Below are 24,210 nucleotides of genomic sequence, written 5' to 3' on the forward strand. Positions count from 1 at the left end.
TCCTCACGGAAATAGAGGGGCCATCATCAGACCCACAGTTTCATCTTCACCTAACATCAGGTTGGCGTTCTGCAAGGCTTGGCCACTGCTACCTTTTGTCAGGTTATCCAGCGCGGCAATCACAATCGCGCGCCGTTCGATCCGGTCAGCCACCACACCGATATGACAGAAATTCGACCCGCGTACATGATGGGTCGACGGCGCCTGTCCCATCGGCAGCATCTGGATGAAAGGCTCATCCACATAGGTCTTTGCCAACGTTTCATAGACGCTTTGCGGGTCGCCCTTGACGTAGGTCGTTGCCAGAATGCCCCGGTTAGCCGGGACCAGATGCGGTGTGAATTGCACATGCACTGTCCGCCCGGCCAGCTTCGAAAATTCCTGATCGAATTCACCCAGATGCCGGTGTGCACCGCCGACCGCATAGGCATTGTACCCTTCACTCAATTCAGCGTGCAGCAGGTTTTCCTTGAGCGACCGCCCGGCCCCGGAAACTGCGCATTTCAGGTCCAGAATGATGTCATCAAGATCAATAACCCCGGCCGAGATCAACGGCCGCAGCACATATTGCCCTGTCGCGGCGTTGCAGCCTGTACCGGCGACCAAGCGCGCCGACCTTATCTCATCCCTATAGAACTCAGTTAGGCCATAAACGGCCTCGCCCTGCTGTTCCAAAGCGCTGTGCGGGTTGCCATACCACTTCTCATATTCATCCGGGTCTTGCAGCCGGAAATCCGCTGACAAATCAATGATCTTCAAGTCTTTCGGCAGGTCCCGGATCACCTCTTGGCTGGTTTTGTGCGGCAAAGCACAGAAACACAGATCAACATTGGAAAAATCGATCTCGGAAATCTTGCACAGATCCGGCAAGTCCATGTGCCGCAGATGCGGAAAGACCTGCGTCATACTCATCCCAGCCTTACGTTCGGCGGCCAAAGCAACGATGTCCATGTTCGGGTGCTCGGCGATCAGCCGCACCAGTTCAGCGCCGGTGTAACCAGAAGCGCCCAGAATTGCGATTTTATGGGTCATGTCAGACCTCTTCTTTACGTGTGTCACATATCACGACCGCCGATGTGACGGTCTTTGAACTAGAAAATTCGGGGAAGTGCGTCCTTGACCTAAATCAGGCCGCCTCGAACGATATTTGTCGTCGGAGGAACTGCGTCGCTCGGTCACTGACAAACCCTGGCTTGCCCGTGGTCAGAAAACCACCGCCGCCGTCGCCCAGCATGTTGGGGTGACGTTGCAGGTAATCGGCCAGACTTTCGGCCACCAGATCCCCTTGGCTAAAGACCTGAACATCCGAACCCAGGGCCGCCTGAAACGTCTCGGCCATCAACGGGTAATGCGTACAGCCCAGAATTGCGGCCTGCGGGTCCGGCATTTTGCGTTTCAACGCATCAACATGGCTCCGCACCAGCGCCTCGGCCAAGATCATATCGCCATCTTCAATAGCATCAACCACACCACCACAGGCCTGCGCTTCGACGTCCACGCCAATCGCGCGGAATGCCAGTTCCCGCTGAAAGGCCCGGCTGGACACAGTGGCAGGCGTCGCGAACAAGGCCACATGCTTAACGGCCACTTCGCGTGGTGGAGAGTTGTCCCCCCATTGCCGCTCGGTCAGCGCTTCGATCAAGGGAACAAAGACGCCTAGCACTCTCTTACCCTCGGGCACGCCCTCTTCCTGCATCCTGCGCAGGGCGGCAGCGCTTGCGGTGTTGCATGCCAGAATCACCAGATTGCACCCGCGATTCCACAGTTCGTGCACGGCCTTGCGGGTCAGCTGATAGATATCCTCGGCGTCGCGTACACCGTAGGGCGCATGCGCACTGTCCGCGAAATACAGGAAATCCACGTCGGGCAGCCGTTGCTGCGCGGCATTCAGGACGGTCAGACCGCCCAAACCGGAATCAAAGATACCTACTGCCATTAGCCCCTTCAGGCGCGATGCCGTTCCTCAAATTCATAGCCGTAGTCATAGGACTCCAACGGCTTCGGAGACAGCTCATACGTGGCTTTGCGCAGGAAATCCATCATCTTGCGCGTATCCTTGCCAAGCGGGTCTAAAACATCGCGCCCAATAGGCTCTCCGATCACCACTTTCACAGGGGTATCGACGCGCTTTTTGAATTCTTTGATGAGCAGACCCATACGCAGGGTGTTGTGCAGATGGCTTGCGATCTGGAACAAGCGCGATGTGTGCCCGTCGAAGAAAACCGGCACAACCGTTGCATTGGATTTCGCCACCATTCGAGCCGTGAAGCCACGCCAGCCCGGATCCATAGGGTGCGCAAACGGCTTGACCCCGGTGCTGACTGTCCCGCCCGGAAAAATGCCAATCGCCCCACCCTCGCCCAGATAGTTGAGAGCCGTTTTGCGAGTCTCCAAATTCAGCTTCATCGCTTCTTTCGTTTCATCAAACGAAATGGGCAGGATGATGCGGTTCAGATCTTCAGCCTTGCGGAACACGCGATGCGCCAGAATTCGGAAATCTCCGCGCGCCTCAGACAGAATGTGACCCATTATTAGACCATCCAGAATGCCATAGGGATGATTGGCAATCAGGATCAGGGAGCCATCCGTCGGAATGTTTGCAAGCGATCCCCCCACAACATCCAATGTCAGCCCATAGCGTTCGACCATAACGGCCCAAAAGTCGCGCCCGTTGGCAACGTCTTTTTCGTATCCGTCGGCGCGTTTGATCAGGCGCATACGGCCAGTCGTATTCTCCATAAGCTTAATAACCATTCGCCCGCCTTTGGTCTCGGCAGAATGGGCATAAGAAATGTCACGAACGGCATCACGACGCGATGGCATGTGGGTCTCCGGTTTGTTGCCTGCAAAATAGGTGCAAGTAACAATTTTGCCTAGCTATCGTGACGCCCTTGTGACGATTTACTCCGCCGCTGCCTGCAACTCGGGCCCGCCGCTGCGGATGGATGCCAGCAACTCCTCGCGCCGTTTGGCTGCCTTGGCCTCGTTTTCCTGCAAAACAGGTCCGAAACCACGGATATCCAATGGCAGTCGAGCCAAGGCAGAGATCGCATCACGTGTGTCCTGCGACAATAACGGCAACACTTCGCGCATGTCCTTTTCGTACTGCCGGATCAAAGCACGCTCCATTTTGCGTTCGGACGAATACCCGAAGACATCGAACGGTGTGCCGCGCAGCGCCTTCAACTTTGTCAGCAGCTTCAATGGGCCTATGACAGATTCGCTGAATGCGCGCTTCTTGGGCCTGCCGTTGCTGCCCGATCCTCCGAAAATCGGCGGCGCCAGATGAAACGTCATCTTGAAATCGCCATCAAACTCGGCCGCCGCCTTTTCCCGACTGGTCAGCAGAAGGCGGGCAACCTCGTATTCATCCTTGTATGACAAAAGCTTGTGATAACCCTTTGCGACTGCTTCGCGCACCTCAGCGTCCTCAACGCTGTCAACCAACTTACGATACCGTTTCGCCAACCGGGCGCTTTGGTATTCGGTCAGGTGCTGTGCACGGAACTCGATGATCTGGTCCAGCGTTTTCGGCATCTCCGCCACGGTTGGGGACAGTATGGACTGTACCTCATCCGGATGCAGCACCGCCCAGCGGCCGATATCAAACGCACGCTTGTTTCGTTCGACCGCCGTTCCGTTCAACTCAATGGCGTCAAAGATCGCCTGATGGCTGACGGGCAACAACCCGCGCTGCCAGGTCGCGCCAAAGATCATCATGTTGGAATAGATCGAATCCCCCATCACGGCGCGCGACAGATCGGTTGCGTCAAACAATGAGACATCTTCTTTCAGCCGCGCCTGCAAGGCCAGTTCCAGCTGATCGGCTGGAATGCGGAATTCCGTATCGCGTGTGAAGTCGCCCGTGACCGTTTCATGGCTGTTTACGACTGCGCCGGTGCGTCCGGTGCGCGTCAGGCCCAAGGTCTTCGCCCCGGCGGAAACCACCAAATCGCCGCCGATCAGGGCGTGGGCTTCACCGGTGGCAACGCGGATCGCGCTGATATCTTCGGGGCGATTGGCCAGACGGCAGTGGATATGAACCGCACCACCTTTCTGCGCCAAGCCCGCCATTTCCATCATGCCCGCGCCTTTGCCATCGATCTGCGCCGCCTGAGCAAGAATTGCGCCAAGGGTAACGACGCCAGTACCCCCTACACCCGTGATGACCACGTTATGCGTTCCCTTGATCTCGGGAAGCTCGGGCATTGGTAGGTCCGGCAGATCGATCTCGGTCGTTGCCTCTTTGCGGATTTTCGCACCCTCAAGTGTCACGAACGAGGGACAGAACCCGTTCAGGCAGGAAAAGTCCTTGTTGCAACTTGACTGATCAATGGCTCGCTTACGGCCCAGTTCGGTCTGTTTCGGCACGATCGATACGCAGTTCGACTGCACCCCACAATCGCCACAGCCTTCGCAGACATCAGTGTTGATGAACACTCGTTTGTCCGGGTCCGGGAACGTGCCCCGCTTGCGACGGCGGCGCTTTTCAGCCGCGCAGGTCTGAACATAGACAATGACCGAAACGCCTTCGATCTCGCGGAATTTCTCCTGCACTTGCATAAGATCCGCGCGCTCATATGTTTGAACGCTGGCTGGCAGAGCCTTGAAGTTAACGTCTTCCTTTTCGTCATAAACCAGAGCGACCTCACGGACGCCCATCGCTTTGACCTCTGCAACGATCCGTTCTGCGGTCAGGTCGCCTTCGTTGTCCTGCCCACCGGTCATGGCGACCGCGTCGTTGAACAGGATTTTGAAGGTGATGTTCGTTCCTGCAGACAACGCCGCCCGGATCGCTTGAACGCCCGAATGGTTATAAGTGCCGTCGCCAAGGTTCTGGAACACGTGTTTGGTGGTCGAAAACGGAGCTTCACCAATCCAGTTCGCGCCTTCACCGCCCATTTGGGTGAAACCTGTCGTCTCGCGGTCCATCCACTGAACCATGTAGTGACAGCCGATACCGGCATAAGCGCGGCTGCCATCAGGCACTTTCGTCGAACTGTTATGCGGACAGCCCGAGCAGAAATACGGAAGCCGTGTCGCGATTTCCTGCGCGTTATCGGCCCGACGCGCTTCGGACAATGATGACAGCCCAGCCCGAATACCATCGGTTTCGCGCCCCTCTTCGATCAGGATTTCACCCAGTTTTTCGGCGATCATGATCGGATCAAGCGCACCACGCGTCGGGAACAGTTCTTCCCGGTGCAGCGCCCCTGCCCCACCTTTGTACCAGCCATAAACCCTGCGGCCGCGCCGATCGTCAAAGATGGCCTCCTTGACCTGAACCTCAATCAGCTTGCGCTTTTCCTCGACGATCACGATCAGGTCCAGCCCTTCGGCCCAGTCATGGAACCCGGCCATATCCAACGGGAAAGTCTGCCCCACCTTGTAAGTGGTGATCCCCAGCCGTTCGGCCTCGGCCTCGTCGATATTCAAAAGCGAAAGAGCATGTGTCAGATCTAGCCAGTTCTTGCCTGCAGCCACAAAGCCGATCTTGGCACCGGGTTTGCCCCACATCCGCTTGTCGAGCTTATTGGCATGGGAAAACGTTTCGGCCGCGAACCTTTTGTAGTCGATGACGCGCGTTTCCTGCAGGTGCGGAGTGTCACCCAACCGAATGTTCAACCCACCTTCCGGCATGTCGAATTCAGGCACAACGACCTGCATCCGGTTCGGGCTGCCATCCACAACCGAAGTGACCTCGATTGTGTCTTTCATCGTTTTCAAACCGACCCAGACCCCAGCAAAGCGACTGAGTGCGAAGCCGTATATGCCGTAGTCCAGAATTTCCTGAACGCCAGCGGGGCTGACAATCGGCATATACATGTCAACCAGCGACCATTCGGACTGATGCAAAACCGTCGAGCTTTCACCGGTATGGTCATCACCCATCGCCATAAGGACGCCGCCATGTTTGGCCGTTCCGGCCATGTTCGCGTGGCGCATAACGTCGCCGGACCGGTCAACGCCAGGACCTTTGCCGTACCAAAGCCCGAAAACGCCATCGAACTTGCCATCCGCGCGCAATCCCGCCTGCTGACTGCCCCAAAGCGCAGTTGCAGCCAGATCTTCGTTCAATCCGAACTGAAACGTCACATCGTTTTCAGCCAGCGGCTTTTGGGCGCGCATCATCTGCTGATCGACCGCACCAAGGGGCGAACCTCGATAACCGGTAACTAGGCCCGCCGTGTTCAGGCCCGCTTGCCGGTCCCTTGCTTTCTGCATCAGCATCAACCGGACAAGCGCCTGAGTTCCGTTCAAAAGAACGGGGTTTTTCTCAAGATCAAACCGGTCGTTTAACGTTATCTGTGGCTGACTCATCAGACGTCTCCCCTCGTCAGATCAGTGTGCTTCATTTCGATGCATTTTAGGTCATAATTTCTGACCTGTATAGGATTTATCCACTGATAAGTAACGATTTCGCCCTTTGAATGTGGAACTTGTCACCTCTTTCATATAGGCATCCAAAAGGATAACGAAAGTTGCGGTGATGGATTGGGACAAGCTTAGAATATTTCACGCAGTGGCCGATGCAGGCAGCCTGACCCACGCAGGTGACAAGCTCAATCTGTCTCAATCCGCCGTGAGCAGACAGATCCGTGCATTGGAAGAATCGCTGGATGCGACCCTTTTTCATCGTCATGCGCGGGGACTGATTCTTACCGAACAAGGTGAATTGCTGTTTGACGCCACATCCGCAATGTCGAAACGGCTGGATGCTGCAGCCGCGCGCATTCGGGACAGCGAAGAAGAGGTCTTTGGCGTCCTGCGGGTTACGACCACATTCGGCTTCGGAACTCTCTGGCTGGCCCCGCGCCTGCCTAAACTGTACGAGCAGTACCCCGATCTCAACATCGACTTGATGCTGGAAGAACGCGTTTTGGACCTTCCCATGCGTGAGGCGGACGTCGCCATTCGCATGAAAGAACCCAGTCAAGCCGACTTGGTTCGCAAGCGTTTGATGACGGTGCAAATGATGCTGTACGCGACGCAGGACTATATCGAGGCTCATGGTGGAACGTTGAATTCGTTGGACGAAATCAAAGACCATCGACTGATTTGCCAAACCCCCGCAGCACCGCAAGTCGGAGCCAGCGCAGCGATGGTGCGCCACCTGATGACCTACAATCCAGGGTCGTTACTGACCGTGAACAACTATTTCGGAGTACTTCAGGGCGTTCTGCACAATCTGGGTATTGGGGTTCTTCCTGATTATGTAACGCAGGATTTTCCGCATCTGGTGCCGGTACTGTCCGACATCGAAACCGCTGATGTTCCTGTATACTTGGCCTATCCCGAAGAGCTCAGGCATTCGAAGCGCGTCGGCGCGTTCCGTGATTTCGTTCAGGATGAGATCATTGCGCAGCGCAAGCAATTGAAACAGATGGGTAAACTCTAGATATGCACCCATAGCATATCGGGCATGAGGTCTTAACAGGGTTAAACTCCTTGAACCTTCACAAACTGACACCTAAATGAGCACTCGAAGGCGGTGATGCTGAAACGCTCATCATCTTCATACCTCCCTGTTGGACTACGGCCGAGCTTATAGCTCGGCCTTTTTTTTGCGCGGCCAAAAGCATTTAGCCAGCGAAAGCTCTGGGAAAAATACACGCATAGGCATATGATCCCCAAAAAACGAAACAATTTCGTGTTCGAGGGAAAATCAATGTTCCACCCACTCCGCCTCATGCTGGCGATCATTTCCGCTTTATTTTTAGCGACCCCACTTCTGGCACAAGGCACCAGCACGCCGTCCTCAGTGACGATTCCCGAAGATCTGACACCCGAACAGGTCGACGACCTTGTTGCGCGGATGTCTGACGACCAGGTGCGCGCGATTCTGTTGGAGCGGCTTGATGCTGTTGCAGAAAAGCGGGCCGAAAGTGGCACGACCGAAAAGGGTATATTTCAGGCCATCTCGGACACCGTTAGCACCATGGCCGCGTCCTGGATGGATGTTATCAGAAAGATCCCTCTGTTAATTTCAGCTCAGGTTCAAGCATTCTCGAATTTCGGAAGTAGCTTTGGGTCCAGCGGGCTAGTTAGTCTTTTTGGCTTCACTTTCATCGCCCTAGCGGTTGGTTTTGCCGCCGAGAAGATCGTTGGGCTGTGGACGCGCCGATGGCTTAAAGTAGTTGATGGAGATGCTTCTACAAACCTTCGAGGTGCGGCCACCTATTTGTTCAAACGCTTTTGCGGTGAGTTTCTTGGCCTTCTGGTCTTTTATTACACTCTGGTTTTTGTAGGGCGTCGGCTTTTGGACGAGCCTCAGATCGCGCAGGCTGCACCATTTGTTTTCTTCCTAATTTGGTTCCCTCGTTTGGGTGCAGCCATTTCGCGTTTCATTCTAGCCCCGCAACAGCACGATCTTCGTATGGTCAATGTTAGCGACCACTGGGCGAGCTACCTGCATCGCAACTTGATCGGCTTATTCCTGCTGATTGGGTTCACCATGTTCATTTTGGACTTCAACGCCATCAACGGCGTCCCACCGGGTGAATCCCGTTTGGGTTTCTGGCTGAATACAGCGATTCACATCTACATCGCGGTGATTGCCTGGACGGCACGTGATGGATTGTCCGACATGATGCGTGGTTCAGACCCTGATCGTACACGGTTTGATGAAGAGGTAGCGAGGCTCTACCCTTACATTGCTATCGGTGTTTCCGCCGGCACTTGGCTGCTGGTCGAGTATCTCGCAGCGCAGAACAACCCTGTGGTATTTGGCCTTCTGGCACATGGAGCACACTTCGTCACCATGTTCTGGCTGCTGATCGCTCCTGCTTTGGATACGCTGATCCGTGGCCTGGTACGTCACCTTCAACCACCTATGCTTGGCGACGGCCCTGTCGCAGAACGCGCCTATAAGTCCACCAAGCGAAGCTACATTCGTATCGGGCGGGTTCTGGCCGGTGTTTTGGTCATTCTTATGATCGCCAATGCGTGGGACCTTGACCTCCAGGAAATCGCAGGCGGTGGAACTGAGTCCGGCAGCAAAGTGATCCAGTTCTTTATTATAATCGCGGTCGGGTACATCCTGAACGAAATCGTTTCACTTTGGATAAACCGCCGCCTCGCAAAAGAACAAACAGCCGCCGAACAAAGCCCGGATGAAGAAGCCGGTGAAGGCGGAGGTTCCGGCGGATCACGTCTGGCTACTGTTCTGCCACTGCTACGCGTTACTGCACAAGTAGCCATTGCCGTTATCTTTGTTCTTCTGGCTTTGGGTGCGTTGGGCATCAACATCACACCTCTGTTGGCCGGTGCCGGTGTTCTGGGTCTGGCCATCGGTTTTGGCGCACAGAAACTGGTCGCCGATATCGTGGGCGGGATTTTCTTCCTGATCGACGATGCCTTCCGCGTAGGTGAGTATGTGGATGTGGGCGGCACAATGGGCACGGTTGAGAAAATCTCGATCCGCTCGATGCAACTACGCCACCACCGCGGTCCCGTTCACACCATTCCCTATGGTGAGATTCAGAAACTGACCAATTTCAGTCGCGACTGGGTGATCATGAAGCTGAAGTTCACCGTGCCTTTCGACACTGACCCCAACAAGGTCAAAAAGATCTTCAAGAAGATCGGTGCCGAGATGATGGAAGACGAAACTCACAAGGATGGTTTCCTTCAGCCCTTCAAGTCTCAGGGCGTGTTCGACTTTGACGATGTCGGCATGATCATCCGCGGCAAGTTCATGGCAAAGCCGGGCAAGCAGTTCACCCTGCGCAAGGAAATCTTCAACCGGGTCAAGGCCGCCTTCAAGGAGAACGGCATCGACTTTGCCCGCCGTGAGGTGCGCGTTGCAATCCCGGGCCTGGATGATGCTGAAAACCTGACCCCCGAACAGAAAACAGCTGTTGGTGCCGCCGCGGCAGCTGAACTCAACAAGGACCAGGGACAGGCGTAACCTTCGCGGTTTGTTCCTGCGATCTGCACCAAAGCTTCGGTGCTTTCATACGGAACCGGCGTCGCCGTCGGTTCCGTTTTTCTTTGAAAGACGCAGCCTGCGCCGTCTTGACCCTTTCCACACGCGCGCGCTTGCCCTACAAGGCGCGCAATCTCGGCCCACTTGGACACAGGACAGAAGATGCAAGAGCCCGCCATCACACCCGATCTGATTGCTGCACACGGGCTCAAGCCCGAGGAATACGACATGATCCTCGAGATCATCGGGCGTGAACCGACCTTTACCGAACTGGGCATCTTTTCCGCGATGTGGAACGAGCATTGCTCGTACAAGTCGTCCAAGAAATGGCTGCGCACCCTGCCTACATCGGGGCCTCAGGTGATTTGCGGACCTGGTGAAAACGCAGGCGTTGTTGATATTGGCGACGGTCAGGCTGTTGTTTTCAAAATGGAAAGCCATAACCACCCGTCATACATCGAACCCTATCAGGGTGCGGCAACGGGCGTTGGTGGCATTCTTCGCGACGTCTTCACCATGGGCGCGCGCCCCATTGCATCGATGAACGCGTTGTCATTCGGCGAACCCGACCACCACAAGACCCGTCAGCTGGTGAATGGCGTGGTCGAAGGCATCGGCGGCTATGGCAACTGTTTTGGCGTGCCATGCGTCGGCGGCGAAGTCCGATTCCATCCGGCCTATAACGGCAACTGTCTGGTGAACGCATTTGCTGCTGGTCTGGCCGACAGCGACAAGATTTTCTACTCCGCCGCGTCCGGCGTCGGGATGCCCGTCGTCTATCTGGGCGCTAAAACCGGTCGAGACGGCGTTGGCGGCGCGACGATGGCCTCTGCTGAATTCGACGACACCATCGAAGAAAAGCGCCCGACAGTACAGGTTGGCGACCCCTTCACCGAAAAACGCCTGATGGAAGCGACGCTCGAACTGATGCGGACCGGAGCAGTGATCTCGATCCAGGATATGGGCGCGGCGGGTCTGACCTGTTCTGCCGTGGAAATGGGTGACAAGGGTGGTCTGGGCGTACGCCTCGATCTGGAAAACGTACCCCAGCGCGAAGAGAATATGACAGCCTATGAGATGATGCTGTCGGAATCTCAGGAACGTATGTTGATGGTTCTCAAGCCGGAACTTGAGGCCGAGGCCCGCGCTGTTTTCGAAAAATGGGATCTGGACTTCGCCATCGTCGGTGAAACCATCGCCGAAGACCGCTTCCTGATCATGCATAACGGCGAAGTCAAGGCGGACCTTGTCTTGTCCAAGCTCTCCTCCACCGCGCCAGAATATGACCGTCCGTGGGAGCCGACGCCTGCTGCCGAAGAATTGGCCGATGTGCCTCAGATCGACCCGATCGATGGGCTGCGCGCCCTGCTCTCTTCGCCCAACTACGCTGGAAAGCAGTGGGTGTACGAACAGTACGACACCATGGTGATGGCGGACAGCGCCCGCACACCGGGTCTGGGCGCTGGCATGGTGCGTGTCCACGGCACCGACAAGGTGCTTGCCTTTACCTCAGACGTGACACCGCGCTATGTACGCGCAAACCCGGTTGAAGGCGGCAAACAAGCTGTTGCCGAAGCCTATCGCAACTTGACCGCTGTTGGTGCCAAACCTCTGGCCACCACTGATAACCTGAACTTCGGAAACCCCGAAAAGCCCGAAATCATGGGCCAGTTCGTCGGTGCCATTCAAGGCATCGGTGCCGCCGTTGGCGCGTTGGATATGCCGATCGTTTCGGGCAATGTGTCGCTTTACAATGAAACCGATGGTCAGGCGATCCTACCCACCCCAACAATCGGTGCGGTTGGCCTGCTGAACCATTCAGATGAGATTATCGGCAATGAAGTCCGTGAGGGTCACGTCGCCCTGGTCATCGGTGAAACCAAGGGCCATCTGGGCCAGTCCGCACTATTGGCCGAGGTGTTCAACCGTGAAGACGGTGATGCGCCGCGTGTTGATCTGGATGCTGAAAAGCGCAACGGTGACTTCATTCGCGCCAACCGCGAGATGATCAAAGCCTGTACCGACCTTGGCGATGGCGGTCTTGCATTGGCCGCCTTCGAACTGGCTGAAGCGGCTGGCGTTGGTGTCCATCTCGACGAAGCCCCAACCGAATTCCTGTTTGGCGAAGATCAGGCGCGTTATCTGATCGCCTGCAACTTTGACCAGGCAGAGGCACTTATGATTGCAGCCGGCCAAGCCGGTGTACCGCTGGTCTCTGTCGGTCGATTTACAGGTGATTGCGTGAAGGTCGGCAGTTCCGAGGCACCGCTGGCCGAGCTTACAGAGACCTTCCGCACCAGCTTTGCCGCGGCCGTGGCTTAAAATACAGGCTTCTTCTCGTCCCAAATACGGAAATCCTGCGCGTCTAAAAAGGCGCAGGATTTACCGGATTTGTCCGCACGTGCCATCTTGCACGCCCCGCCCCACCGCTCTACATCTTGATAAAGACCTTTAGGAGTAAACCTACATGCCGATGAGCGCCCACGAAATTGAAACCCTGCTGCGCGAGAGCTTTCCCAACGCGGAAATTCAGGTTGGCGGCAGCGATGGCGTTCACATGTCCGCCATGGTCGTGGACGAAAGCTTTCGCGGCAAGAACCGCGTACAGCAGCAGCGCGCTGTCTACGCGGCCTTGAAAGGCAAAATGGACGGCCCAGATGGTGAACTGCACGCGCTGGCGCTGACCACCAAAGTACCGGAATAATAAATTTCTTAGGAATGTGCTTAAATCAATGGGTGGATGGCAACCGCCCCAACCTAATGAGAAACCACCATTGGGAATGGAAGCAACTGACCTAAATCTAGTAAAGAAAACAAACGACGACACGCGTGGCGGCAAGTAGTAATCGACAGCCAAAGACGCGATCTTTGAAGGAAACGCGAAATGACCGATGTGAAGACCCAGATCGACGAAACCGTCAAAGCCAATGATGTGGTGCTGTACATGAAAGGCACCAAGGAGATGCCTCAGTGTGGCTTCTCCTCCCGCGTGGCCGGTGTGCTGAACTATATGGGCGTTGACTACGCTGACGTGAACGTTTTGGCCGACGAGGAAGTTCGTCAGGGTATCAAGGACTACTCTGACTGGCCGACCGTACCTCAGCTTTACGTCAAAGGCGAATTTGTCGGCGGTTGCGACATCATCACCGAAATGACCCTGTCGGGTGAGCTGGACACTCTGTTTGACGAAAACGGTGTCGGCTACAACAAAGATGCAGCCGACAAAATTCGTGAAGCAAACGCGTAAGCCTGCTTATCGGCTGGAACAGTCCTGAAAAATTGCCTGCTCATTGGCGGCGCCCGCCGCCAAATAGCTGATCGATGCCTTCCAGCCTTTTGAGCGCAGAATATAGGTTCCTTGATCTCCGCTGGATTCATAGCGGATACCTGACCCGCTTTCCACTTGGCGCATAGCAACCAGAATATTGTCCACGATCGTCGCCGCAGCGCCTGAACCGTCGGACGCGTTGAAATAGGTCACCGGCAAGGGTATTCCGTTTTCGCAAGTGAATGTGACTGACAGAATGTCAATCTCTGCCAAAGCGGAAGTCGCAGGCACAGCCAGTGCAGCCGCAAACAAGGCGTTTCGCAACACAGTCATCAGGCTTTCTTCTCCTCGACAACGGCCGCAAGCGCTTCTGCCCGCGCGGCCAGCTCTGCCAGTGTATCGGTGACAGATGGCGGAACAACTGCCACTTCGACGCGTTCTGGTTCCGGCGGAGGAGCGTTCCTGAGGTTCTGAAGCTGGGCCTCGACCTCGGCCAACTTTGCCTCAAGCGATTTGACCTTGTCTTCCGTTGCTGCAGTCTTGTCAGCAAGCATGAGCCCGGCCATCAAAAGCATGCGGGATTCAGGCATCCTGCCGATCTGATCGGACAAAACCTGGGCTTCATCGTCCAGCATTTTGGCTGCGGAATGCAGAAAGGGCTCCTCACCGTCCCTGCACGAGACGTCAAAGCCGCGACCGCCGATATTTATGGTCACTTCGGGCATTATTCTACCTCACCTTCTACAAGTTTCGCCTGCGACAGCAGCGGCTCAAGACGCGCAAGAACGGCCTGCGCCTCGGCCGCGTCCGAGGCTTGCGCTGCTCGCGTGGCTTCAAGTTCGGCGACCGTGGCCTTGTTGAGAAGCTCTGCATCCGTCAGGCCCTCAGTTGCGGCCGCGCGCAACTCGTCAACGGCATGGCGCAATTGTTCATTTGCCTTTCGCATACGTTGAAGATCGTCGTCCAAACGAGACATTGCGGCACCATGGCTTGCGCGTTCAGCACGCAGCATTTCCAACTCGGCGCTCAGGTCACCGACACGTTCCGTGTCTTCTAACTCGGCCTTGAGGCGGCTGTTTTCAGCCTCCACTGCTTTAGCCTGATCCAACATGCCACGCAGCTCTTCCAACTCGGCTTTCAGTGGCTCGGGATCTTCCTTTCCATCAAGCTCTGCCCGCATTTCTTCGTTTTCGGCTTTCAATGCGTCCAACTCGGTGCTGTTGTCCAGTGCCGCCTTGGCTTCGGCCAGCTCGGCGCGCGCAGCCTCGACCGAGGCGATCTTGGCGCGGGCTTCTTCCAACTCTGCGCGCAGTGCGTCGATTTCCGAACCGTCAGACGGTGCCGCACGCAGCTCTTCCAGATCAGCGCGTAAGCCATCCATTTGCTCTTCGTGCTGCTGTTTCAGAGATTTCAGCCGTTCCTGAAGTTGCGCGTTGGCAATGCGTTCATCTTCCAGCGCAGTCTGAAGTCCGTCATCCGGCCCGGTGCCCCGAGATTCAGCGCCCAATGCCTCGACCCCCACGCTAATACGGTCCATCGCGGCAATTATGCGGTGCTGTAAGTCTTCTATCTGGCTCATGCCCCTGTCACCTCTTTATCAAGGTTCATTCTGTTTCGATGCGATCCGAATCAAAACCGAATCCCGCCTGCAGACAGTCTAGCGGAATGCGACAGAAAATACCCACTGTTTGCTTTCAAACACTTGAGCTCCGCTCTTCATGCAGTGCGGCCCGATTCACCCCGGTTCCGCTTGCACTTTGGGTACTGAGTGGTATTGAGCCCGCAATCTGCTTCAAACCCAAAGGAACAACGCCCGTGGACCTGACTGCGCTGCGCAAAGCCAACCCCGAACACTGGGACAAAGCTGCGGCCATCCGCACTCTGACCCTTGATGCCGTCGCCGCCGCCAATTCCGGCCATTCCGGTATGCCCATGGGCATGGCCGATGTTGCGACCGTACTGTTCGAAAAGCACCTGAAATTCGACGCTTCAAACCCAAGCTGGCCGGACCGCGACCGGTTCATCCTGTCCGCCGGACACGGCTCGATGCTGGTTTACTCGCTGCTGTACCTCACCGGCCACGCTGACGTGACCCTCGAAGAGATCAAAAACTTCCGCCAATTGGGTGCAAAAACCGCCGGTCACCCGGAAAACTTTTTGATCGACGGTGTTGAAACCACAACCGGCCCGCTGGGTCAGGGCATTTCGAACGCCGTGGGCTTTGCCATGGCCGAAGAGATTCAGCGCGCGCAGTACGGCAAGAAGGTCGTCGATCACTATACCTATGTGATTGCTGGCGACGGTTGTCTGATGGAAGGCGTCAGCCAAGAGGCGATCACGCTGGCCGGTCGCCACGAACTGAGCAAACTAATCGTCTTTTGGGACAACAACAACATCACCATCGACGGTACCGTCGATATAGCCGACCGCACTGATCAGGTGCGCCGTTTTGCGGCCTCAGGCTGGCATGTAATCGAGATTGACGGCCACGATCCAAATGCGATCGACGCAGCGATTGTGGACGCGAAGAAGTCCAGCAAGCCGACCATGATCGCATGCGAAAGCCACATCGCCTTGGGTCACGCAGCACAGGATACATCGAAAGGCCATGGTGCTCTGACCGATCAGGATCAGTTGAAAGCCGCCAAAGAAGGCTATGGCTGGCCGCATGACGCATTTGAAATCCCGGCCAATGTTAAATCCGCGTGGGAAGCCATTGGCGCACGTGGTGCTGCTGAACGAGCGGCCTGGGAGGAGCGTTTCGCGCAACTTTCTGAACGCAAGCAGGCCGAGTTCAACCGTGCCTACGCGTTTGAAGCCCCTAAAAAGCTGGCTGGCGCCATTCGTTCTTTCAAAAAGCAAGTTTCGGAAGATCAACCAAAGCTGGCTACCCGCGCCTCGTCAGAAAAAGTACTGAACGTCGTGAACCCGATCATGACCGAAACCGTTGGCGGCTCGGCTGACCTGACCGGCTCGAACAACACCAAGTCGGCCGATATGGGTGTGTTCCTGCCGGAAAACCGCAAAGGACGCTACATCCACTACGGTATTCGCGAACACGGCATGGCCGCTGCGATGAACGGCATGGCGCTGCATGGTGGCATCCGCCCCTATGGCGGCACGTTCATGGCCTTCACCGACTATGCCCGCCCGTCCATGCGTTTGGCGGCCCTGATGAAAATCCCGTCGGTCTTCGTGATGACCCATGACTCGATCGGTCTGGGCGAAGACGGCCCGACCCACCAGCCGGTCGAGCATCTGGCCATCTCACGCGCAACGCCGAACACCTATGTGTTCCGCCCCGCTGACACGGTTGAAACGGCTGAAGCGTGGGAACTGGCGCTGACCTTCAAGGACAGCCCCTCGGTCCTGTCGCTGACCCGTCAGGGTGTTCCGACCGTGCGGACCCAGCACAAAACCAAGAACCTTGTTGCACAAGGTGCTTATGTCTTGGCTGAAGCCGAAGGCAAACGTCAGGCCATCCTGATCGCGACCGGGTCCGAAGTGTCCCTGGCGATGGAAGCCAAAGCGATGCTCGAAGCCGAGGGCATCGGAACCCGTGTTGTCTCGATGCCCTGTATGGAACTGTTCGCTGAACAAAACGAAGCCTACCGCAAACGCGTTCTGCCTGCCGGTGCGGTTCGCGTCGGCATCGAAGCCGCCGTTCGCGCCGGAGGCTGGGATCGCTGGCTTCTGGGTGAGCGTGGTCGCGAGGCCAAAGCCGGGTTCATCGGCATGTCAAGCTTTGGTGCTTCAGCCCCGGCAGGAGAGCTTTACAAGCATTTCGGCATCACCGCCGAAGCAACCGTAGCCAAAGTCAAAGAACTGCTGGGCCTGTAAAACAGACGCATCTGATCAAGCAAAGGGCGGCTTAGGCCGCCCTTTTCATTTGGGTTTCAATGTGTTTGTGACTTCTTCGAAAGCAAAGGCCCAATCACTTTGGTCGCCACCGGGATCAAAACCAATCCCCAAGCCAAACCAAATACGCCATCCATCGTGGCCTTGGACATCCACTCAACTGCGCCAACCCATTGATCGGAAACCGAATGACCAATGGCGTAGGCCCAATCGTGGATGTGATGGCCCAACCATCCGAAGCCTAACACCTCCATCCCGTGGATCACAATCGACCCGCCGACCCACAGCATCGCTGCTGTCCCAACAATGGACAGGGTTTTCATCACGCCGGGCATCGCTTTGACCAACCCACGGCCAAGACCACGACCAATCGGGGTCGGTGCGTTTTGCGCCAGATAAAGCCCGACATCATCCATTTTTACGATCAGCGCAACAGAACCATAAACAGCCACCGTCACCCCGATCCCAACAACGGCCAGAGTCGCCGCCTGCATCCACAGGTTCGGCGCTTCGATCGCCGCCAAAGCAATCGTCATGATCTCGGCCGACAAGATAAAGTCCGTCTTGATCGCGCCTTTGACCTTTTGTTCCTCGAGGTGACCGGGGTCACGAACGTCCATGTCTTGTTCAATGGCGTGGCTGCCATGGGGGAACAGGACGTGGAATATCTTTTCGGCCCCTTCAAAACAAAGGTAAGACCCTCCAATCATGAGTAATGGTGTGATCAGCCACGGCGCGAAGTTGGCCAGTAGCAGCGCCACCGGCAGCAGCAATATGATCTTGTTGAAAATCGACCCGCGCGCAATGCGCCAGATGATCGGCAACTCTCGCGCAGGCGCAAACCCCTGAACATATTTGGGCGTGACCGCCGCGTCGTCGATGATCACCCCGGCAGTCTTGGCCCCGGCCTTACCTGCCGCCGCAACCACGTCGTCGACCGAAGCCGCCGCCACTTTGGCAATTCCCGCCACATCGTCCAAAAGGGCCAACAGTCCGCTCATCGCGTGTCCTTTCCTGTCACCTGCCGCACCGGGACCCTACCTGATCTCTCAGCTAGCGCAAGCGTTAGCGCAATCGGCGCAGGTTTGCGCTAACACCTTAAAAATATGCCGTTTTTGCCCTTTTGAGATTCCCATTTCGCCGCTATATGGCCCACAAAGCAAGCGCATCTGGAGACGTCATATGACCATCAAGGTCGGTATCAATGGTTTTGGCCGTATTGGCCGCTGCACCCTGTCGCACATCGCCGCTTCGGGGCGTAACGACATCGAAGTGATCAAAGTCAACGCCACCGGCCCATTGGAAACCTCGGCGCACCTTTTGAAATACGACAGTGTTCACGGGCGTTTCCCGCGCGAAGTCTCCATTGACGGAAACACGATGGATCTGGGTCGCGGCCCGATGCAGATGTTCTCAACCTACGACATGAACGAGCTGGACTGGGAAGGCTGCGACGTCGTTCTGGAATGCACAGGCAAGTTCAACGACGGCACCAAGGCGAAAACCCACCTTGAGCGCGGTGCCGGAAAGGTTCTGCTGTCCGCTCCGGGCAAGAATGTCGACAAGACCATCGTCTTCGGCGTGAACCACAATACGCTGACCGCCAATGACAACATGGTATCGAACGGCTCTTGCACCACCAACTGCCTGGCCCCGTTGGCCAAGGTACTTGACGAAGGCGTCGGTATTGAAAACGGCATTATGACCACCATCCACGCCTATACCGGCGACCAGCCGACACTGGACCGTCGCCACAGCGACCTGTACCGCGCCCGTGCCGCAGCTATGTCGATGATCCCGACGTCGACCGGAGCCGCCAAGGCGTTGGGCGAAGTTTTGCCGAACCTGAAAGGCCGTCTGGACGGGTCCGCGATCCGCGTCCCCACTCCGAATGTCTCTGCTGTAGACCTGACCTTCCGTGCCGCGCGCGATGTAACCGTCGAGGAAGTCAACGCTATCGTCGAAGAAGCTGCCAAAGGCCCAATGCAGCGCGTACTAGGTTTTGAGCCCGCACCGCTGGTCTCAACAGATTTCAACCACACCGAAGAAAGCTCTATCTTCGCACCGGATCAGACCCGCGTTGTAGACAATCGCCTGGTCCGTGTTCTGGCCTGGTATGACAACGAATGGGGCTTCTCAGTCCGTATGGCCGACGTGGCCGTAGCGATGGGGCGTCTTAACTGACCATTCGGACTTCGCTTGTACCTTAATGCCCGCTCAGGTTATCTGGGCGGGCATTTTTGTTCGGAACGGCCATGACCAATCTTATCGCCATCTGGCTCGGCATCCTACTGCTTGGGGGCGCAATGCTGGATATGACCCTGTACGGCGGCGACCACCTGCTGTTCCTTGCCAAGAAGCTCTACGAATTTTTGGACTGGCTCGCCTTCTGGCGCTGATCGAGGTTTCTCTTGACTCTTTCGCTGATCTGGAGTTGTTAGCGCTAACTAATCTGATATAGGTTTTCCGACGGAGCAGACCATGACCCTGAAACTTGCCATCAACGGATTTGGACGGATTGGGCGCGGGGTTCTGCGCGCAGTGATGGAAAGCGGTCGCACAGACGTTGAAATCGTGGCGATCAACGATCTGGGCAAACCTGACATGAACGCACATCTGTTTGAGTTCGACAGCGTGCATGGTCGCTACGCCAACCCGGTTACACTCAGCGACGCAGGTTTGGACGTTGGTCGTGGGCCGATCCGCCTGACCAGCGAACGCAACCCCGAAGACCTACCTTGGTCGGATATTGATGTCGTTCTGGAATGCACCGGTGTGTTCCGTACGCGAGAGGCCGCTGAGCGTCACTTCAAAAACGGCTCGAAAAAGGTTCTGATCTCGGCCCCGGCCCGCGGTGATGGCAACATCAAGACCGTCGTGTTTGGTGTAAACGATCACGAACTGACCGCCGAAGACCTGGTCGTGTCGAACGCATCCTGCACCACCAACTGCCTTTCGCCGGTCGCTGCTGCCCTGGATGCGGGGCTTGGCATCAAGCATGGTAATATGACGACTGTCCACGCCTATACGGCCAGCCAGCCCGTACATGACTTAGTTGGAAAAGACCCTTACCTGTCACGCGCCGCGGCGTTGTCGATGATCCCCACCACAACCGGCGCGGCTGCCGCCGTTGGCTTGGTGCTGCCGCAACTGCAAGGCAAACTGACGGGTCAGGCGATCCGCGTCCCTACCCCGAACGTTTCAGTCGTTGACTTGGTGGCTGAAGTATCCCGCCCAACCACCGAAGAAGAGGTAAATCAGCTGTTCATCGATGCCGCAGCAAAAATCCCCGGCGTATTGGCTGCTGAAAACCGGCCGCTGGTTTCCGTTGACTTCAATCACGACCCGCACAGCTCGACGGTGTCGCTGGCCGAAACCAAAGTCACCGATGGCACACTTGTTCGCGTACTGGCCTGGTATGACAATGAATGGGGCTTCTCGAACCGGATGCTGGACACGGCCGCAGCAATGGGCACCCTAGCCTAAGCGTTCTTTCAGCGCGGCGTTGACGCGGGGCGTGACGAACTTCGACACGTCCCCATTCAATCGGGCGATTTCCTTGACCAGTTTCGAGGCAATTGCCTGATGGCGCGCTTCTGCCATCAAAAAGACGGTCTCGATTGAATCGTCCAATGCACGGTTCATTCCAACCATCTGAAATTCGTACTCAAAGTCGGCAACAGCGCGCAAGCCACGCACAATGATCTGCGCCCCGACATCCCGCGCGCAATCGATCAGCAGGTTTTCAAACGGATGCGCGACAATCTCGGTCCCGGTCTGTTCAGAAAGCTGGGAACATTCGGCTTCAATCATGGCCACGCGCTCTTCTAACGAGAACAAAGGTCCTTTATCCCGGTTGATGGCAACACCAATGACCAGCTTGTCGACCAAAGCTGCCGCCCGACGAATGATATCGATGTGGCCCATTGTGATGGGATCAAAGGTTCCAGGATACAATCCAACCCGCATCACGCCCTCCTGCGCAACAAAATTTCTGCGCAAGCAAACACAACTTTGCTGCAGGTGCAAGTGATTGCTTTGGCAGCTCTGGCCGCTAGTGGCCCATTATCATGCTTTCCAAAGCGTCTTTTTCCATGGCCAATTCGGAAAGCTGGGCCTTCACCACATCGCCCAACGTTACGATGCCAACAAGTTTGCCATCTTCAACAACCGGCATATGGCGGAAACGCCCTTCCGTCATTTGTGACATGATGTCCTCAACTGTGGTCTGACGCGTCGCTGTCACAAGGTCCTGCGTCATGTAAGACTTTACTGGCTGGTTCAGACAGCCACTGCCGCTGGCCGCCAATTCTCGAACGATGTCACGTTCCGACAATATACCTGCAGCGGTTTCGCCACCATCGTCGGAAACCACGACTGTACCGATACGCTTCTCCGCAAGAATCTTCGAGGCCTCTGAGACAGTCGCTGTCGACGCCACGGTCACGACACCATCGGTCGCCTTAGACTTCAGGATGGCCTGTACTAGCATGAAGAATACCTCCGGAAATAATCACACTTATTCCAAAGCGTTGCGCGATTGTCGTGACCTGTCAAGCGTCGGCCACTGCTTCCAAACGAAGCACTTCCTCGCGAATGCCGCGCGTCAGAGCTTCGGCAAAGCGGTTCAACCGTTCGTTGCGTTGGTCACCTTCATGCCGCACAAGATAGAAACTGCGCGTCAAACTCACTTGATCCGTCAGGATTTTCCGCAGATCGGGATGGAAGGGTAGCGTGAAATCATGGGCCACGCAGACCCCGGTTCCCAGCGTGACCTGCCGCAATTGGACCGAGACCGAGTTCGATGCAAGCGCGACACGGTCAATACCAATGTCGTTCAGGTAATCCAGCTCGCGGTCGAAGATCATGTCGGGGATATAGCCGATCAACCTGTGCCCTTTCAGGTCTGTGACAGAGCGGATCGGACCATGTCGGTGCAGATAGTTTTCGGTCGCAACCATATGCAGTTTATAGTCACTGATCTTTTTCACACGCAGTTGGCCGGCTGTTGGCGCACTGACTGTCACAGCCATGTCCGCCTCGCGCCGGGACAAGTTGATTACCCGCGGAAGTGCAAGAATCTGAATGTCCAGATCAGGGTTCGCATCGCTGATTTTTGCGCAGACCTGCGGCAGCAGGTAATTGGCGCTGCCATCCGGTGCGCCGATCCTGATTTGTCCGCTGAGTGATTTGGTCGGTCCGGTGACAGCTCCGGCAGCGGCACGCATCGCCTCTTCGGCGTGTAGCCCGTGCTCTAAAAGACGTTGCCCAGCCGGTGTCAGAACATAGCCTTGCTGGGACTTGGTAAACAACGAAGAATCCAAAGTGGATTCGAGCCGCGCCACACGACGCCCGACAGTGGCAGGATCAATTTTCAGGATACGACCAGCAGAAGACAAGCTTTCTTCGCGTGCCACGGCCAGAAAAATCCGCATATCGTCCCAGTTTGGGGTCATCTCACACTCTTTTGCATTTTTGCAAAACTCCTTTGAGACATTGCCTCTGTTCGCGGGATTTCTGCAAGCCTATTCTGCGCGCAAATCTATCGGAGGAGCTATTGATGCAAGATCTGACCCATTTCCTGAACGGCGAAATGGTCGCCGGTACATCCGGTCGTTTCGACGACGTTTACAACCCGGCGACGGGCGAAGTTCAATACAAATGCCCAATGGCCAGCGCGGCAGAAACCACGGCAGCAATTGAAGCGGCAGCAGCGGCCCAGCCCGCATGGGGCGCAACCAACCCGCAGAAACGTGCGCGCGTCATGATGGCCATGGTTGGCTTGATGAACCGCGACATGGACAAGCTGGCCGAAGCGCTAAGCCGCGAGCATGGTAAAACCATCCCCGATGCCAAAGGCGACTTGCAGCGCGGTCTGGAAGTGATTGAATACTGCATCGGCGCGCCACAGATGCTTAAGGGCGAGTTCACCGACAGCGCAGGCCCCGGCATAGACATGTATTCGATGCGCCAGCCTTTGGGTGTCGTGGGTTCGATCATGCCCTTCAACTTCCCCGCCATGATGCCGCTTTGGCATGTTGGACCGGCGCTGGCTTGTGGGAACGCCGTGGTCCTGAAACCGTCCGAGCGTGACCCGTCGGTTCCGCTGATGCTGGCTGAACTCTTCATCGAAGCCGGTCTGCCCAAAGGTGTGTTCCAGGTCGTGAACGGTGACAAAGAAGCCGTTGATACGATCCTCGACAGCGAAATCATCCAGGGTGTCAGCTTTGTGGGTTCTACCCCGATTGCGCAATATATCTACAGCCGCGCAACCGCCAACGGCAAACGCGCCCAGTGTTTTGGCGGTGCCAAGAACCACATGATCGTCATGCCCGACGCTGACTTAGATCAGGCGGCTGACGCTCTGGTTGGTGCCGGATTTGGAGCGGCAGGCGAACGCTGCATGGCAATCTCGGTCGCGGTTCCCGTTGGTGAAGAAACTGCGGACAAGCTGATCGAAAAGCTGATCCCGCGTGTCGAAAAGCTGAAAGTCGGCCCTTACACGGCCGGTGATGATGTCGATATGGGTCCGGTCGTCACCGGGGCCGCAAAAGAACGCATCCTAGGTCTGATCAACTCGGGTGTTGAGCAAGGCGCCAAGCTGGTTGTCGACAACCGTGACTTCAGCCTGCAGGGCTATGAAGATGGCTTTTTTGTTGGCCCCCACCTCTTCGACCATGTCACCCCGGACATGGACATCTACAAACAGGAAATCTTTGGCCCGGTCCTGTCCACCGTACGCGCCGGTTCGTATGAAGAGGCGCTGAAGCTGGCGATGGACCATGAATATGGCAACGGAACCGCGATTTTCACCCGTGACGGTGACACCGCGCGTGATTTTGCCAGCCGGATCAATATCGGCATGGTTGGCATCAACGTGCCGATCCCGGTTCCGCTGGCCTATCACACCTTTGGTGGCTGGAAGAAATCGATGTTTGGTGACTTGAACCAGCACGGCCCTGACAGCTTCAAATTCTACACCCGAACCAAAACCGTGACCTCGCGCTGGCCGTCGGGCATCAAAGAAGGTGGCGAGTTCAACTTCAAAGCCATGGACTGATTGGAACGATCATTACGCTGACAAACCCGGCCTTATCTTGGGCCGGGTTTTGCATTTTTCCGCCGATAAGCAGGCTCACGTGCCAATCTCACGAGA

Annotated in this window: 21 protein-coding genes; 10 read left to right on the forward strand and 11 right to left on the reverse strand. The window is 56.3% G+C overall.

Annotation, left to right across the window (positions count from 1 at the left end; all coding sequences use genetic code 11):
- Positions 1 to 3: 3 nt before the first annotated feature.
- From argC to GS630_RS07350, 4 genes are all read right to left on the reverse strand, one after another.
- A complete protein-coding gene (gene argC, locus GS630_RS07335; RefSeq protein WP_171174217.1) occupies positions 4 to 1,032 on the reverse strand; it encodes an N-acetyl-gamma-glutamyl-phosphate reductase in 1,029 nt (342 codons plus the stop codon).
- A gap of 94 nt (positions 1,033 to 1,126) precedes the next feature.
- The gene (locus GS630_RS07340; protein WP_171174219.1) at positions 1,127 to 1,936 is read right to left on the reverse strand and encodes a glutamate racemase; all 810 of its coding nucleotides are present in this window, start codon (positions 1,934 to 1,936) and stop codon (positions 1,127 to 1,129) included.
- Between the two features lie 8 nt (positions 1,937 to 1,944).
- Positions 1,945 to 2,823 carry a lysophospholipid acyltransferase family protein gene (locus GS630_RS07345; protein ID WP_171174221.1) on the reverse strand — a complete coding sequence of 293 codons (879 nt, stop codon included), beginning with the start codon at positions 2,821 to 2,823 and terminating at the stop codon, positions 1,945 to 1,947.
- A 78-nt stretch (positions 2,824 to 2,901) separates the two neighbouring features.
- Positions 2,902 to 6,321: an indolepyruvate ferredoxin oxidoreductase family protein gene (locus tag GS630_RS07350; RefSeq protein ID WP_171174223.1), complete on the reverse strand. Its 3,420-nt coding sequence runs from the start codon at positions 6,319 to 6,321 to the stop codon at positions 2,902 to 2,904.
- 169 nt (positions 6,322 to 6,490) lie between these two features.
- Here GS630_RS07350 and GS630_RS07355 point away from each other — a divergent pair, with 169 nt between their 5' ends.
- The 5 genes from GS630_RS07355 to grxD all read left to right on the forward strand — a co-directional run bounded on the left by GS630_RS07355 (position 6,491) and on the right by grxD (position 13,175).
- On the forward strand, positions 6,491 to 7,399 hold the full coding sequence (locus GS630_RS07355) for a LysR family transcriptional regulator (RefSeq protein ID WP_171174225.1): 909 nt from the start codon (positions 6,491 to 6,493) through the stop codon (positions 7,397 to 7,399).
- 270 nt (positions 7,400 to 7,669) lie between these two features.
- Positions 7,670 to 9,910 carry a mechanosensitive ion channel family protein gene (locus GS630_RS07360; RefSeq protein ID WP_171174227.1) on the forward strand — a complete coding sequence of 747 codons (2,241 nt, stop codon included), beginning with the start codon at positions 7,670 to 7,672 and terminating at the stop codon, positions 9,908 to 9,910.
- Positions 9,911 to 10,090: 180 nt separating this feature from the next.
- On the forward strand, positions 10,091 to 12,250 hold the full coding sequence (gene purL / locus GS630_RS07365; protein ID WP_171619103.1) for a phosphoribosylformylglycinamidine synthase subunit PurL: 2,160 nt from the start codon (positions 10,091 to 10,093) through the stop codon (positions 12,248 to 12,250).
- Between the two features lie 145 nt (positions 12,251 to 12,395).
- The gene (locus tag GS630_RS07370; protein WP_039530494.1) at positions 12,396 to 12,632 is read left to right on the forward strand and encodes a BolA/IbaG family iron-sulfur metabolism protein; all 237 of its coding nucleotides are present in this window, start codon (positions 12,396 to 12,398) and stop codon (positions 12,630 to 12,632) included.
- A 180-nt stretch (positions 12,633 to 12,812) separates the two neighbouring features.
- The gene (grxD, locus tag GS630_RS07375; protein WP_171174231.1) at positions 12,813 to 13,175 is read left to right on the forward strand and encodes a Grx4 family monothiol glutaredoxin; all 363 of its coding nucleotides are present in this window, start codon (positions 12,813 to 12,815) and stop codon (positions 13,173 to 13,175) included.
- A 6-nt stretch (positions 13,176 to 13,181) separates the two neighbouring features.
- Here grxD and GS630_RS07380 read toward each other — a convergent pair whose 3' ends face one another.
- Genes GS630_RS07380 through GS630_RS07390 form a run of 3 tightly spaced genes read right to left on the reverse strand, consistent with a single transcriptional unit; the run spans position 13,182 to position 14,775 of the window.
- Positions 13,182 to 13,529 carry an MliC family protein gene (locus GS630_RS07380; protein ID WP_171174233.1) on the reverse strand — a complete coding sequence of 116 codons (348 nt, stop codon included), beginning with the start codon at positions 13,527 to 13,529 and terminating at the stop codon, positions 13,182 to 13,184.
- Positions 13,529 to 13,921, reverse strand: coding sequence for a cell division protein ZapA (locus GS630_RS07385; protein ID WP_171174235.1), 393 nt, complete (start codon positions 13,919 to 13,921; stop codon positions 13,529 to 13,531). The genes GS630_RS07380 and GS630_RS07385 overlap by 1 nt, the downstream gene beginning before the upstream one ends.
- Positions 13,921 to 14,775: a hypothetical protein gene (locus GS630_RS07390; RefSeq protein ID WP_171174238.1), complete on the reverse strand. Its 855-nt coding sequence runs from the start codon at positions 14,773 to 14,775 to the stop codon at positions 13,921 to 13,923. The genes GS630_RS07385 and GS630_RS07390 overlap by 1 nt, the downstream gene beginning before the upstream one ends.
- A 236-nt stretch (positions 14,776 to 15,011) precedes the next feature.
- On the opposite strand from GS630_RS07390, the gene tkt reads away from it, so the two are divergent.
- On the forward strand, positions 15,012 to 17,036 hold the full coding sequence (tkt, locus tag GS630_RS07395; protein WP_171619105.1) for a transketolase: 2,025 nt from the start codon (positions 15,012 to 15,014) through the stop codon (positions 17,034 to 17,036).
- A 56-nt stretch (positions 17,037 to 17,092) separates the two neighbouring features.
- On the opposite strand, the gene GS630_RS07400 is transcribed toward tkt, so the two are convergent.
- Positions 17,093 to 18,055, reverse strand: a complete 963-nt coding sequence (locus GS630_RS07400) for a DUF808 domain-containing protein (protein ID WP_171174242.1) — start codon at positions 18,053 to 18,055, stop codon at positions 17,093 to 17,095.
- A 181-nt stretch (positions 18,056 to 18,236) separates the two neighbouring features.
- On the opposite strand from GS630_RS07400, the gene gap (GS630_RS07405) reads away from it, so the two are divergent.
- From gap (GS630_RS07405) to gap (GS630_RS07415), 3 genes are all read left to right on the forward strand, one after another.
- On the forward strand, positions 18,237 to 19,238 hold the full coding sequence (gap, locus tag GS630_RS07405) for a type I glyceraldehyde-3-phosphate dehydrogenase (RefSeq protein ID WP_171174252.1): 1,002 nt from the start codon (positions 18,237 to 18,239) through the stop codon (positions 19,236 to 19,238).
- A 71-nt stretch (positions 19,239 to 19,309) separates the two neighbouring features.
- A complete protein-coding gene (locus GS630_RS07410) occupies positions 19,310 to 19,453 on the forward strand; it encodes a hypothetical protein (RefSeq protein ID WP_171174254.1) in 144 nt (47 codons plus the stop codon).
- Between the two features lie 82 nt (positions 19,454 to 19,535).
- Positions 19,536 to 20,540: a type I glyceraldehyde-3-phosphate dehydrogenase gene (gene gap, locus GS630_RS07415; protein WP_171234188.1), complete on the forward strand. Its 1,005-nt coding sequence runs from the start codon at positions 19,536 to 19,538 to the stop codon at positions 20,538 to 20,540.
- Here the strand turns inward: gap (GS630_RS07415) and coaD are convergent.
- From coaD to GS630_RS07430, 3 genes are all read right to left on the reverse strand, one after another.
- Positions 20,532 to 21,023, reverse strand: coding sequence for a pantetheine-phosphate adenylyltransferase (gene coaD / locus GS630_RS07420; RefSeq protein WP_171174264.1), 492 nt, complete (start codon positions 21,021 to 21,023; stop codon positions 20,532 to 20,534). The genes gap (GS630_RS07415) and coaD overlap by 9 nt on opposite strands.
- 85 nt (positions 21,024 to 21,108) lie before the next feature.
- On the reverse strand, positions 21,109 to 21,546 hold the full coding sequence (locus GS630_RS07425; protein ID WP_171174266.1) for a CBS domain-containing protein: 438 nt from the start codon (positions 21,544 to 21,546) through the stop codon (positions 21,109 to 21,111).
- Positions 21,547 to 21,607: 61 nt separating this feature from the next.
- On the reverse strand, positions 21,608 to 22,510 hold the full coding sequence (locus GS630_RS07430) for a LysR family transcriptional regulator (RefSeq protein WP_171174268.1): 903 nt from the start codon (positions 22,508 to 22,510) through the stop codon (positions 21,608 to 21,610).
- 104 nt (positions 22,511 to 22,614) lie between these two features.
- On the opposite strand from GS630_RS07430, the gene GS630_RS07435 reads away from it, so the two are divergent.
- Positions 22,615 to 24,114: a CoA-acylating methylmalonate-semialdehyde dehydrogenase gene (locus tag GS630_RS07435; protein ID WP_171174270.1), complete on the forward strand. Its 1,500-nt coding sequence runs from the start codon at positions 22,615 to 22,617 to the stop codon at positions 24,112 to 24,114.
- Positions 24,115 to 24,210 lie beyond the last annotated feature (96 nt).

It is taken from the genome of Ruegeria sp. HKCCD7303, from assembly GCF_013111185.1.
GTDB lineage: Bacteria > Pseudomonadota > Alphaproteobacteria > Rhodobacterales > Rhodobacteraceae > Ruegeria.